This is a genomic window from Lysobacter arenosi (genome assembly GCF_016613475.2).
GTDB classification, from domain to species: domain Bacteria; phylum Pseudomonadota; class Gammaproteobacteria; order Xanthomonadales; family Xanthomonadaceae; genus Lysobacter_J; species Lysobacter_J arenosi.
On sequence record NZ_CP071517.1, the window covers coordinates 951043 to 964588 of the forward strand.

The 13546-nt window shown below is 66.2% G+C and carries 11 protein-coding genes; 10 read left to right on the forward strand and 1 reads right to left on the reverse strand.

All coding sequences use genetic code 11. The annotated features are described in order from the left end of the window. Positions 1–111 precede the first annotated feature (111 nt). The 10 genes from HIV01_RS04520 (at position 112) to HIV01_RS04565 (ending at position 11674) form a co-directional block, all read left to right on the forward strand. Positions 112–2466 (forward strand): DNA translocase FtsK, encoded by a 2355-nt coding sequence (locus HIV01_RS04520; protein WP_245156911.1) that lies wholly within the window; start codon positions 112–114, stop codon positions 2464–2466. 92 nt (positions 2467–2558) lie between these two features. Continuing rightward, positions 2559–3179 (forward strand): outer membrane lipoprotein periplasmic chaperone LolA, encoded by a 621-nt coding sequence (gene lolA, locus HIV01_RS04525; protein ID WP_200605152.1) that lies wholly within the window; start codon positions 2559–2561, stop codon positions 3177–3179. Between the two features lie 278 nt (positions 3180–3457). Next, positions 3458–3997, forward strand: a complete 540-nt coding sequence (locus tag HIV01_RS04530; protein ID WP_207527088.1) for a hypothetical protein — start codon at positions 3458–3460, stop codon at positions 3995–3997. Positions 3998–4170: 173 nt separating this feature from the next. Further along, positions 4171–5484 (forward strand): replication-associated recombination protein A, encoded by a 1314-nt coding sequence (locus HIV01_RS04535; RefSeq protein ID WP_200605154.1) that lies wholly within the window; start codon positions 4171–4173, stop codon positions 5482–5484. Positions 5485–5924: 440 nt separating this feature from the next. Further along, positions 5925–7235 carry a hypothetical protein gene (locus HIV01_RS04540; protein ID WP_200605155.1) on the forward strand — a complete coding sequence of 437 codons (1311 nt, stop codon included), beginning with the start codon at positions 5925–5927 and terminating at the stop codon, positions 7233–7235. 154 nt (positions 7236–7389) lie between these two features. Beyond that, a complete protein-coding gene (locus HIV01_RS18105; protein WP_245156912.1) occupies positions 7390–7818 on the forward strand; it encodes a hypothetical protein in 429 nt (142 codons plus the stop codon). Continuing rightward, positions 7815–8513 carry a C39 family peptidase gene (locus HIV01_RS04550; protein ID WP_200605156.1) on the forward strand — a complete coding sequence of 233 codons (699 nt, stop codon included), beginning with the start codon at positions 7815–7817 and terminating at the stop codon, positions 8511–8513. Before HIV01_RS18105 ends, HIV01_RS04550 begins: the two co-directional genes overlap by 4 nt. Positions 8514–8524: 11 nt before the next feature. Beyond that, entirely contained in the window at positions 8525–9037 is a 513-nt protein-coding gene (locus tag HIV01_RS04555; protein ID WP_200605157.1) for a hypothetical protein, read from the forward strand. 90 nt (positions 9038–9127) lie between these two features. Next, a complete protein-coding gene (locus HIV01_RS04560) occupies positions 9128–10939 on the forward strand; it encodes a transporter (RefSeq protein ID WP_200605158.1) in 1812 nt (603 codons plus the stop codon). A gap of 195 nt (positions 10940–11134) precedes the next feature. After that, positions 11135–11674, forward strand: a complete 540-nt coding sequence (locus tag HIV01_RS04565; protein ID WP_200605159.1) for a DUF4136 domain-containing protein — start codon at positions 11135–11137, stop codon at positions 11672–11674. 69 nt (positions 11675–11743) lie between these two features. Here HIV01_RS04565 and HIV01_RS04570 read toward each other — a convergent pair whose 3' ends face one another. Continuing rightward, a complete protein-coding gene (locus tag HIV01_RS04570) occupies positions 11744–13423 on the reverse strand; it encodes an esterase/lipase family protein (RefSeq protein WP_200605160.1) in 1680 nt (559 codons plus the stop codon). Between the last annotated feature and the right edge of the window lie 123 nt (positions 13424–13546).

Below are 13546 nucleotides of genomic sequence, written 5' to 3' on the forward strand. Positions count from 1 at the left end.
ACGATCTTTGACGTGCGCAGGTAGCCAGAACCGGGGGCGTCGCCTCACATTTCTGGTCTTTCTGGCGTATATTCAACAACTAACAGTATCTAGCTAAGGCAGAACATCACGGTGGCGCAAGCGTCCACAGCCAGCCGCAAGAAAGTCACGGCCGAAAAGCTGCCGCCATCGCCGCGGCGGCAACGTCTCATGCGCGATATCGCGCTGATCATCATCGCGCCCGTGCTGCTGTACCTGCTTGCGAGCCTGGTGACGTTCTCGCCGCAGGACCCGGGCTGGTCGCACGCCGGCAGCATTACCGCGCCGCTGCACAACGTCGGCGGCCGGGTCGGTGCGTTCACTGCCGACATCCTCCTGTACCTGTGCGGCTATGTCGCCTTCCTGCTGCCGTTGATGCTCGGCGCGGTCGCCTGGATCGCCTTGTTCGGCATGGATGAGGACGGCGATGGCGATGCCGACCTTGGGCCGGCACTGCGACTGATCGGCATCGTCGGTTTCCTGGTGGCTGCAACGGGCCTGCTGCACCTGCGCGTCGCGTCGCCGGATTCGTTCTCGGCCGGCAGCGGCGGCATGCTCGGCCGGCTGGTCGGCAAATCGCTTTATCTCGGTTTCGGACCGGTGGGCGGGAATCTGTTCCTGCTGGCGTTGTTGCTGGTGTCGGTGACGCTGGCCACGGGCCTGTCGTGGTTCGCGGTGATGGACAAGATCGGCCAGTGGGTGCTGGCGCTCGGACCGACGGTAAGCAAGCTGTTCCGCCAGGGCGAGAAACAGGCGACCGAGTGGCAGCAGACCCGAGCCTTCCGCGAGGAGCGCGAAGAGGCACGCAAGGTCGACACGGAACTGCGCGCCAAGCGCGCGCCGGTGAAGATCGAACCGCCGGCGGCACCGGTGGTGGAGAAGAGCGAACGCGCCAAGCGCGAGCAGCAGATCCCGCTGTTCCACGTTGGCGACGGCACCGGCATTCCGCCGCTGGCGCTGCTCGACGATCCCAAGCCGCAGCCCAAGGGCTACAGCGAAGAAACGCTGGAGACGCTGTCGCGCCAGATCGAATTCAAGCTCAAGGACTTCCGCATCGATGCGCAGGTGGTCGGCGCCTATCCGGGCCCGGTGATCACGCGCTTCGAACTGGAGCCGGCGCCGGGCGTGAAGGTCAGCCAGATCAGCTCGCTCGACAAGGACATCGCCCGTGGCCTGTCGGTGAAGTCGGTGCGCGTGGTCGACGTGATCCCGGGCAAGTCGGTGGTCGGCCTGGAAACGCCGAACACCTCGCGCGAGATGATCTTCCTGTCTGAGCTGCTGCGCTCGAAGGAATACGACAAGTCGACCAGCCCGCTGACGCTGGCGCTGGGCAAGGACATCGCCGGCCGCCCGACGGTGGCCGACCTTGCGCGCATGCCGCACCTGCTGGTTGCCGGTACCACCGGCTCGGGCAAGTCGGTCGCGGTCAATGCGATGGTGCTGTCGCTGCTGTACAAGGCCTCCGCGAAGGACCTGCGGATGCTGATGATCGACCCGAAGATGCTGGAGCTGTCGGTCTACCAGGGCATCCCGCACCTGCTCGCGCCGGTCGTCACCGACATGAAGGAGGCCGCCAACGGCCTGCGCTGGTGCGTGGCCGAAATGGAGCGCCGCTACAAGCTGATGTCGGCGGTGGGCGTGCGCAACCTGGCCGGCTTCAACAAGAAGGTCAAGGACGCGGAAGAAGCGGGCCAGCCGATGATGGATCCGCTGTTCAAGCCCAACGCCGAACTCGGCGAGGCGCCGCAGCCGCTGGAGACGTTGCCCTTCATCGTCATCTTCATCGACGAATTCGCCGACATGATGATGATCGTCGGCAAGAAGGTCGAAGAACTCATCGCCCGACTGGCGCAGAAGGCGCGCGCCGCCGGCATCCATCTGATCCTGGCTACGCAGCGTCCGTCGGTGGACGTGATCACCGGCCTGATCAAGGCCAACATCCCTACGCGCATTGCCTTCCAGGTGTCGAGCAAGATCGACTCGCGCACCATCCTCGACCAGTCCGGCGCCGAAACGCTGCTCGGCCACGGCGACATGCTGTACCTGCCGCCGGGCACGGCGATGCCCGAGCGCGTCCACGGCGCCTTCGTCTCAGACGAGGAAGTGCACCGCGTGGTCGAGCATCTCAAGCAGGTCGGCGGCGGTCCGGACTACATCCAGGGCGTGCTCGACGAAGTGCAGACCATGGGCGACGGCATCGTCGTCGGCGCGACCGGCCTGCCGGAAAGCGGTGGCGGTGGCGGCGACGAATCCGATCCGCTCTACGACGAAGCCGTCCGCATCGTCACCGAGACCCGCCGTGCATCGATCTCGGGCGTTCAACGCCGCCTGAAAATCGGCTACAACCGCGCCGCGCGCCTGATCGAGGCGATGGAAATGGCCGGCGTAGTCACGCCTCCCGAGCACAATGGCGACCGCAGCGTGCTGGCCCCGCCACCGCCGAAGTAGGGCTGTCGCGGGGGCGGTCGTGCGTCCATTCATCTTTCCGGCGGCACACTGCGCCCATCGCGTCCGTGCCGCCACATCATCCAGGGACTCCCATGCGTTTCATCCATCTGACCGGCCTCATCGCCGCGCTGGCCGCTTCGAGCGCCTTCGCCGGCGCGCGTGACGACCTCAACACCTTCACCAAGGGCCTGAAGGGCCTTAGCGGGCAGTTCACCCAGCAGGTCTTCGATCCCAGCGGCAAGCTCAAGGAGAACTCGAGCGGGCAGGTGGCCCTGTCGGCGCCGCGGCTGTTCCGCTGGGAATACGTCAAGCCGTATCCGCAGCTGATCGTCGCCGACGGCAAGAAGGTCTGGGTGCACGATCCCGACCTGCAGCAGGTGACCGTGCGCCCGCAGGGCGAGGAAGAGCAGAACAGCCCGCTGTCGGCTTTGATCGATCCGAGCCGCCTGGACGCGCAGTTCAAGGTCAGGGAACTTGGTGCGGACGCGGGCCTGGAATGGCTGTCGCTGACGCCCAAGGGCGATAGTGACTCAGGCTTCCGTTCCGCCCGCTTGGGTTTCGGCCCGAGCGGCCTGGCCAAGATGCACGTGGTCGACGCGCTGGGTCAGCGCACCGAGATCAGCTTCAGCGGCTGGAAGCGCAACCCGGCGTTTGCCGCCGGGACATTCCGTTACACGCCGCCCAAGGGCGTGGACGTGATCGGCGGCGGCTGAGCCGCCACGATCTCCGGCGCAAGGCCTGCTTCGGCAGGCCTTTTCGTTATTCAGGGAGGCAGCGACGCCATTTCCCGGCCGCAGGAGCCTGCCGCAGATCAATGCATGCTTGCTGGACATGGGGGCTCGTGCTGTTGTTGGCGCACTTGCCAGAGGCATTTGCCGCCGAGCCGGGCGCGACCGCTCCGGCGACGCGGGCGTTGCCTCGCCCGGCGTTCGACACTGCATCGCCTGCTGTCCAGACACGCTCCAGGGACCGACCGGCGCTCGAGAAAGCCGTGGCCGGCGTCGTGGTTGGTGCGCTGGCCACGCAGTTCGATGGCCGCGCCATCGAAGCCCGCTTCGGCGCCATCGACGACCAGCCCGGCGACGCTGGCCGGCGTGTGATCAGCGGGGAAGGGCAGATGCGCTTTGTCGGCGACTGGGCCTGGATCGGCTTCACATTCCGCACCCAGTACGACGTGCTGCTCGGCCAGGCCGCTGCCCCGGAGCTGGTGCTGGGGGTCGGTGCGGAGGCGCGCCCGGTGCCCAACGACACGGCAGTGGTGCAGGATCTCGACGACGCCCTGGTGCAGGCACTGCGCTCGGACCTGACGTTCGCGTCGATACGCCTGCAGCTTGATCGCATTGAATCGGTAGAGGCCGGTCAGGGCTACCTGCTGATCGACGCCTCGGGGCTGGCCGACTTCGGCCGCGACGGCAGCAGCAAGATCCGCATTGCCGCGTTCTACGATCGCCGCAGCGGCCAATGGCTGCAGTTGCACTACGACCTGGGTGAAGCACCCGACACCGCCCTGCCGCCCGTCGCCGGTCGCTGAAGTTGCGAAATCGTTGACGCTGCACACCGCGGTCGCGGCCACGCACGCCACTCTTGGTATTGTGTGCGTGTCCCCGGCAAGGTTGCCAACACGTGGTCCGGCAAAGTTCCCCCCGAAACTCCGCTCCCGGTCTGTCCGCGAGCGAAGACCTGCTCCATGTCGACCGTGATGCCATGCGCCCGCTCGCTGAGCGCATGCGCCCGCGAACGCTCGACGAGATGGTCGGGCAGAAACGCCTGCTGGCACCGAAGTCGGCATTGCGTCGCGCGATCGAATCCGGGCGCGTGCACTCGATGGTGCTCTGGGGGCCGCCCGGTTGCGGAAAGACGACGCTGGCGCTGCTGCTGGCCAAGTACGCCGATGCCGAATTCCGCGCGATCTCGGCGGTGCTGTCGGGACTGCCGGAAGTGCGGCAGGTCCTTGCCGAGGCGGCGGTGCGATTTGGCGAAGGCCACCGCACGGTGCTGTTCGTCGACGAGGTGCATCGTTTCAACAAGGCGCAGCAGGACGCGTTCCTTCCGCACATCGAACGCGGCACGATCCTCTTCATCGGTGCCACCACCGAGAATCCGTCCTTTGAATTGAACTCGGCACTGCTGTCGCGTTGCCGCGTGCACGTGATGGAAGCGGTATCGGTGGAAGACATCCGCCTGGCGCTGCGGCAGGCATTGGCCGACGACGAGCGCGGCCTCGGTGGGCGCGGGCTCAAGGTCGACGACGAGGCGCTGGAACAGATCGCGCGCGCCGCCGACGGCGACGTCCGTCGCGGATTGACGCTGCTGGAGATTGCCGCCGAACTGGCCGAAGGCGAAGACGGCGAAATCACAGCTACCACTCTTGCGCAGGTGCTGGCCGACCGCACGCGTCGCTTCGACAAGGGTGGTGAGCAGTTCTACGACCAGATCTCGGCGCTGCACAAGTCGGTGCGCAGTTCCAATCCCGATGCCGCGTTGTACTGGCTCACGCGCATGCTCGATGGCGGTTGCGATCCGTCGTACCTGGCACGTCGACTCACGCGCATGGCCATCGAGGACATCGGCCTGGCCGACCCGCGTGCGTTGCAGATGGCACTCGATGCCTGGGACACGTTCGAACGCCTGGGCAGTCCCGAAGGCGAGCTGGCCTTCGCGCAGCTGACGCTGTACCTGGCCAGCACCGCCAAGTCGAATGCCGGCTATGCCGCGTTCAATGCCGCCAAGCGCGACGTCAGCGAGTACGGAACGCAGGACGTGCCGCTGCACCTGCGCAATGCGCCGACGAAACTGATGAAGCAGCTCGGTTACTCGAAGGGCTACCAGTACGACCATGACGCCGAAGGCGGCATCGCGCTGGACCAGACCGGGTTCCCCGATGCGATGGGCGAGCGCGTGTATTACCAGCCCGTCGATCGCGGCCTGGAGATCAAGCTGCGCGAAAAGCTCGAGCGCCTGCGTGCCGTTCGCGACGCTGCCCGGCGTGAGCGCGGTGTGAGCAGGGACGACGACTGATCCGGATATTTATCCGTGCGTTGCCAGTGCGAAACGCCAGAAGAACAGCAGATTTTCGATTCAACACGTTGAGTGGAAACGGGAATCGGTCTTTTGAAAGATGCCTGTAAAGCCAGGCGTTTCAGTTTCGCAATACTTTGCTGAATATGCGGTCCGCAGTTTGCGAGGACCGCCAATCAATGGTTTGCGCCGTGCCAATGGCGAAGGACATCAAGTCCGTCAAGGAAGCCGGTTTCAAATTTGCAACACCTTGGGCCGTTCTGCGGGTGTGCTTACCCCGATCTCCTGCCAACCCATATTTGTTCAGTTGGAATCGCATTGTCGATCAATCACTTGCCGTACCTGAACGAAGCTTGGCACCGGCTGTGCGTGTAGTTCCATGCGTCGTTTACCGGTGCCTCCCCCGGGTGCCAATCGACGTACCGTAAAGGAGAACAACAATGCGCATTCGTAGCAGCTTGATGGCAACGGCAGTGCTCCTGGGACTTGGCCTTACCAGCCAGGCTTGGGCACAACAGACGAACGGTGATGGCAATGGCGGCGATGACATCCTCGCCAACATCACCGCCACCGATAACAGCCAAGACAACGACAGCGACAGCAGCACTGCAAACAACGGCGATTCCGGAGCAGCTGCAGGCTCGGCCTCGGCCGCAAGCAGCGGTACGGCAACCAACACCTACACCGATTCGAGCAGCTTCTCCAAGACCTCCAGCCACATCGTCGCAATCACCAAGCTGGAAGGCTCGGTTTACGACGTTCGCACCCATGACATCGGCAACGTCGCCAAGAACTTCGGCGATGCAAACGGTGGCAAGGGCGGCGCCGGTGGTGATGGCTACGGTGGCAAGGGCTACGGTGGCGACGGCTACGGTGGCAACGGCGGCGACGGCGGAGACGGCGGCGACGGCGGCAGCGGCGGCAGCGGTGGCGATGCCAACAATGGCAGCGCGACCTCCGGCGACGCGACCATCGGTGACGCGACCGCAGGTCGCGGCGGCCGTGGCGGCGACACCTGGGATAACACCAGTGGTCGCGGCGGCGATGCCGACAACGACAGCGGCGATGCTGGCGGTGCCAGCCTGGCCGGCTCCGGTTCCGGCTCTGGCTCCGGCGCGCTTGCCGGTGGCAGTGACGGCGGCGGCGGTGGCGGCGGCGGCGGCAACGACGGTGGCAACGGTGGCGGCGCTGGCGGTGATGGCGACGACAACGGTGGCGCAGGCGGTGCCGGCGGCACTGGCACGGGCGGAGCAGGCGGTGCGGGTGGTTCGTCCACCGCAACGTCGACCTCGTCCTCGACCTCGTCCGCAACTTCCGGCGCAGGCACGGGCACCTCGGGTGCGACGGCCGGTGACGGCGGCGCGAGCGGCACGGTTACCGCATCTGCCGGTTCCGGCGGCGGCGGTGGCGCAGCCACCAACGGCGATGCCGATGCCAGCGCAAGCAATGGCTCGGCCACTGCCGGTGACGGCGCGGTCGGTGCGGCAGGTGCCGCAGGCGGCTCAGGCGGTGCTGGAGGGACTGGCAACGGTGGCACCGGCGAAGGTGGCGTGGGCAACGGTGCAGTCGGCGGTGCCGGCGGTGCTGGTGGCTCAGTCGCCAATGACGCAGGCACGTTCAACATGTCCAGCAACATGACCAGTGTTGGACAGTCGGCGGCCGGCATCATGACGGTTGCGCAGAACAGCGGTTTCTCCTCGCTGATCCAGCAGGGCGTGACCGTCCAGGCCAACCTGTCCGTAGGCCCATAAGCGCTCCCCAACGGCGTACCGGAGGCCCTTGCCTCCGGCTACGTCGGAATGCGCGTAATGGACTTCCTGCCGGCGCCGCAAGCGCCGGCAGGAAATTCCGGCAACGTCGGAGACCACGCGCGCAACGGGGACTGCATGGCAAAGGAGAATGACCGTGCGACCGACCCGTTTCATCGTTCTTGCAAGCATCACGGGCCTGATCGGCCTGTCGTCATTGGGCACGGTGGTTGCCCAGGACCTCACTACCAGTTACACCGGACCTGTCGATCCCCTGGCGTTCGCACCCGCGGCCGAACCTGTCGTCGAAGTGCCTGTCCAGGACAACGCGATGGGTCAGTCGATCAATCTGGAAGCGCTGGCCGACATGCGCGGCGGCGCCGACATCGTTGAAAACGACATCCTTCTGGAAGGTCGCGTCGAGGACAACACGGCCAATCGTGTCGTCACCGGCAACAATGCCCTGGGCGGCGGATCGTTCGTCAATTCCAACGGCATCAACACCGTCATCCAGAACACCGGCGCGAACGTGCTGATCCAGAACGGAATGATCGTGAACGTGCAGTTCGCGGACCCGACTCCATGAGCGTCCGCACCATCCGGGGCCGTGCTTTGTTGGCGGCATCGGCCTGGATACTGTTGGCCGGCCTGGCCCAGGCCGGCAAGGTGGACGTGCGCGTCAATGGCGCGCCCTACCGCATGCAGGTGGTCAGCCTCAAGGAGGCCAGATTCCAGACCACCGTGCCGCAGCAATACGACTTCAGCTGCGGATCGGCCGCGACAGCGACGCTGCTCACGTACCAGTACGGCATCCCGGTCACCGAGGCCGAGGTGTTCATGCAGATGTACGAGCGCGGCGACCAGGCCAAGATCAAGCAGCGCGGTTTCTCGCTGCTGGACATGCGCCGCTACCTGCAGTCGCGCGGGTTCGAAGCCGATGGCTTCGAACAGCCGCTGGACAAGCTTTTCCAGGAAGGGTTGCCGGCGATCGTGCTGCTCAACGATCGTGGCTACAAGCATTTCGTCGTGATCAAGGGATTGCGCAACGGACGCATCCTGTTGGGCGATCCCGCCCGCGGCACGCGGGCGATGCCACGCTCGCGGTTCGAAGAGCTGTGGGACAACAAGATCCTGTTCGTGATCCACAACCGGCGCGAGATCGCCGGATTCAATCTCGCCCGCGACTGGCGCACGGCGCCACCGGCGCCACTGGATGCCGGCATCGCACGCGACAGCCTTTACAACATCGTCACGCCGCGCAAGCGGCCGGGCGACATCTGAGGGGGTGGCATATGCGCTCGCCTTCATTGCGTCTGAGAGTTTCCCTGGCTGCCGCCGCCTTCGTCGCCGCTGCCGCGGCCACGCTGACGGCCGGCGCTGCCGAAGCCGACTCGCTGGGAGAGGAATGGGTCGCGATCGATCCCGCTCTGCTGGAGGACATGCGCGGCGGTTTCCAGACCGCCAACGGCATGTCGTTGTCGTTCGGCATTGAACGCGTGGTGTACGTCAATGGCGAACTGTTGGCCTCCACGCGGGTGAACATTCCCGACATCGGCCGGATGACGCAGGCCCAGGCCCAGGAACTGGCGGACTTCAACCAGGGCCAGGTGATCCAGGTCGGCGAAGGCAACACTTTCGAGCCGTCAGCCAACTTCAACGGCCTGCTGGTCCAGAACACCCGCAACGATCAGGACATCCGCGCCCTGACCACGGTCAATGTCGGCGTCGACACCCTCAGCGCGTTCCAGGATCTCAATACACAGCAGGCCCTGCAGAACGCCATGGTCGCGGCGACATCGCCATGACAGCGCCCCACTGAGATTGCCGCCCTGGTGCCGGCGCCCTGAAAGTCGTCCGGACCGCGTTCTATCCGAGGACCCCCCACAGGAGGCCGCATGAAAAGGACGCCACCAACGCGCAAGCGCCTGATGCTTGCTCCCTGCCTGCTGTTGAGCATGGCCGGCATCGCCAATGCCCAGGACCCGTCGCAGCCCGTGGCCCGGACCGACGCCGGGACGCCGGCCAATGCCGCGCCCGCTCCCGTCGTGCCGCCTGCGCGCAGCGCCAGGACCGTGGTTGCGGACCGCTCCGCCACCGCGGCCTTGGCGGCCGCTGCCGCAGCTGCGGCTTCGACCGCCAGCCCCCCGGCCACCACGGCACCGAAGTCGGCGACCCCGGCAGCGGTGGTCGCTGCGCCGAAGGCAGTGCCTGTAGTTGTTGCCGCAGCAAAGCCGCTGCCGCAAGCGGCTTCTGTGCCAGTGGCGGTTTCGCAGCCGGCACCGGTGCAGCCGACGCCTTCGCAGGCAGCGCCTGTGCAAGCGGCACCGGTGCAGGCAACACCGCCGAAGCAGGCACTGGTTCCGGCAACGCCGGAGGAAGTGGCCGCCGCCGAGGCACGCCTGGACGCGCTGCAGCGCGAGATCAACCAGCAGACCCAGCGCCTGGGCGAGTTGCGCCAGACCTTGGCCCAGCAGGAACAGAGCGTTGCCAACCTGCAGCGGGCCCTGGATGAGGAACGCCTGGAGGGTGAGCGTGGTGCAGGTGCGACGCCGAGCCGCATGGTGCCCTCGCTGGCGCAACAGACGTTCGTCCCGGTGCCTGGACAATCGCAGCCAGCGCAGGTGGCACAGGCGCAACAACCGCAACAGCAGCAGCAAGCGCAACAGCCGGTCGCGCAGCAGCAGCAACAGCAGCCAGCGCAGCAACAGCGCCAGCAGCCTGTCGGCGAAGCACCGGAGACTTCGACACGTCCGCCCGAAGTGGCGCAGATCTTCGACCAGCCCGGCGTGCTGACGCCGGCGGGCAAGTTCATCCTCGAGCCGTCACTGCAGCATGGCTACTCGGCCAACGATCGCGTGGCATTGGTCGGTTTCACCGTCATCCCGGCGATCCTGATCGGCCTGATCGACGTCCGCCAGGTCAAGACCACCTCCGGCGTGGCGACCGTCACCGGCCGTTACGGCTTCGGTGGGGGACGCTTCGAGCTCGAAGCGAAGGTCCCGTACGTCTACCTCAATGCCGACACGGTCAGCCGCGAGATATTCACCGGCACGGCCGTCGACAACGTCTTCAATGCCAGCGGCCGCGGCATGGGCGATATCGAGGCGACGGCACGCTACCAGCTCAACAAGGGCGGCCCCGACAAGGCGTTCTACATTGGTTGGCTGCGTTACAAGAGCCGCACCGGCAAGGACATCTTCGAGGTCGTCACCGACTGCGTGACGCGCTGCGTGTCCAACGCTACCGGCACCGGTCTTCCGCTTGAACTGCCTACCGGCACAGGCTTCCAGGCCGTGCAGCCGGGCGTGACCTGGCTGTACCCGTCCGATCCGGTGGTGTTCTTCGGCAGCATCAGCTACCTGTACAACTTCGAGCGCCACAACGTCTCGCGCACGGTCCTGCTCAGTGGCAAGGAACTGCTGGGTGACGTCAAGGCGGGCGACATCTGGGGTTTCAACCTCGGCATGGGCCTGGCGTTGAACGAGAAGGCATCGATCAGCCTCGGCTACGACACCAGCCTGGTCGGCAAGACCGAACAGAACGGCAGGGAAGCGCCGGGTTCGGTGCGGGTGACGCTGGGAACGATGCTGCTGGGCGGCACCTATCGCTTCAGCGACAAGGTTTCGCTCAACGTCGCACTCGGTGTCGGCGTGACACGCGATACGCCTGACGTGACGTTTACCGCTCGCGTTCCGATCTCCTTCTGACCCCGCGGAGCGTTCGCGCAATGGCAGGCCAACCCGGCCTGCCGTTCCGCGTGGCGGCAGCGTTTCACATCCAGTTCACGCCCTTGGGGGCTAATTCCCGTTCCACGTAAGCACCGCAGCCGTCGCGGGCCAGGACGGCTGTGGTTCGTCGCCGCACAAGGGCGAGCCAACGATTGCCTCACTCGGGAGAAGACCATGAAACAACTTGCGCTGGGCATGTTGCTGGCGACGATGCTGGGCGGCTGTGCGACCTCGCCGACGGTGACCACCGATCACGATCCAGCCGCGCAGTTCGGCAGCTACCAGACCTATGCGTGGCTGAAGAAACCCGAAGCCAACTCGCCGCTGATCCAGCAGCGCATCGTGTCCGCCGTGGACGCCAAGCTGCAGGCGCGTGGATGGCGCCAAGCGGCCGAGTCCTCTGCGGACGTCGTCCTGGTGGCCAATGTCGCCACGACCCAGAAGCAGAGCATCGACACGTTCTACAACGGCCCGGCATGGGGCGGTTGGGGCTGGGGCGGCATGGGCATGGGCAGCGCATCCACAACGGTGCGCACCTATGACGTCGGCACGCTGATCGTGGACATGTTCGACACCAAGACCAAGCAGGCCGTCTGGCGCGGTACCGCGTCGGCCACCGTCCCCAGTTCGGTGGAGAAGGCCAACACGCTGGTGCAGGCGGGCGTCGACAAGATGTTTGCGACATTCCCGCCGGGCAGTGCGCCGGCGAAGTAAGGTCACAGAGGTTGGGGGTTGGGCAGGGCCGGCGGGGAAACCCGCCGGCCTTGCTGTTTCTGATGGAGGTCAGTCGCTGTCGGCGGACGCGCGAAGGATGCGCAGCACTTCGGCCACCCCTTCGTCGCTTTCCTGGAGATCGTGGCCGAGCGGAAGCACCTTCGTCGATTCGGCCCCGGGAATGATCGCGCTGTCCAGCGGCACCACACCGTCAGTCGGCGGATTGCGTCCGGGCAATGCGCCGGCGATGGTGTGGTAGGCGATGCCGCTGGCCGGCATCAACACCTGGCCAGCGGCGCGAACGGGTTGTTGCGTCTGCAACGTGGTGATGCTGTTCAGACGCGCCTGCTGGTAGAACAGCCGCAGCTCCGGTTGCACCGCCTCCGGATTGACGTCTGCGATGCGCTTGAGTGATTGCAGCTCCGGTGTGCGACGGCCGATCAGCACCCGTGCCAGGCGCCCGTACCAGCTGGTCGCGCTCGGACTGCCCCCGTGCGGGGAGGAGATGAAGATGGCGCGCGAGATGCCCGGGTAGTGCGTGAAGTGGAAGACTTCGTCGACACCGGCGATGTCCTCGGCATCGCCTTTGAGGGCCGATTTCGGCGCCACGAAGGCCGCATTCCACAGCACGTCACCGCTGTCGACGCACAGCATCCGCGACACCACGCCGCCCAGGCTGTGGCCGACCAGCACCATGCCCGTGCGCGCTGCATCGTCGCCTTCGGGGTCGAGGACGTTCCAGGCCTCATCGAGGTATCGCTGCACGCGACGACGGATCACCAGCAAGGGCGCATTGGTCTGGTAGACGACGTGCCAGATCTGGAATCGCTCGCGCAAGTCGGGCGCACCCCAGACTGCGTTCGACAAGCGCGCCCACGTCAACGGACTGCTGCCAAGCCCATGGATCATCACCAGCGGACGCTTGCCTGGATCGTAGTCCTCGAGCAGGTAAAGGCCGGCGCGCCGGCCGACTTCATCGCCACCCAGCAGACCCCAGATCGCCAGCCGGTCCAGTTTCGAAGTGAGCGCGCCGGAGGCGTATCCGGCGGACGTGTCGTAAGCGAGCGTGATTCGCTGCGCGCCCACGGCCAGGGTATCTAGGGCCACCGCATCGGCGATGACCAGCCGCGGCCGGTCGTCGCCGTCGCTGCCCGGTTCGAGCCAGGCGGTGGCATTGCGGAACACGCCTTCCGGCGGCAGCAATTCGCACAGCGGCCGATCGTTGCAGCGGCGCGACAGCACGGCCAGCGGGACACCGAATCCGCCGCGGTGCATGCGGGCTCCGTCAAGGAGGGTCATCGGTACTTCGCTGGCGCGGGTGAGCCTGAGCGGGCCGTCCAGGTAGGGTGACAGCTGCCGGAACTCGATGTCGAATTCACTGCCGTCGATGGTCTGCGATCCGCTGACCCAGCCGCTGCCGCGCTGCGCCAGCATACGGGCGAGCAGGGCGTCAGTGCAGTGCGTGGCCAGTGTTGCCGCTTCGACCACGGTGTCGCGCCCAGCCAGTGCCGGATACGCGCCGAGTGCGCAGCGTGTCCACGCGTCCGTCGCGCTGTCGCCTTCCATCGCTGCTGCGCGGCGCGACCAGCTATGGGCCATCTCAAGGCCGCGCAGGACTCCGTCGCTGTCTACGGTTGATGCCGGCGAGGAGGACGGACGTTCGGCGACGCTGCGACAGGCGCACAGCATCAGTGCGGCCAGCAGCAACCACCCGGCTCGCGAAGCGTTGCCAGCGGTGGCAGGGGCCATGTCCGATCCCAGGGAGGAAGTACCGCGCAGTGATACCGCAAGCGCGGGGCAAACGCACCTGGGAATTGGCGGTCAGGCCTGCAGGACCGGCCGCGTCACCGACGCCTCAGGTCGGTGACGCGT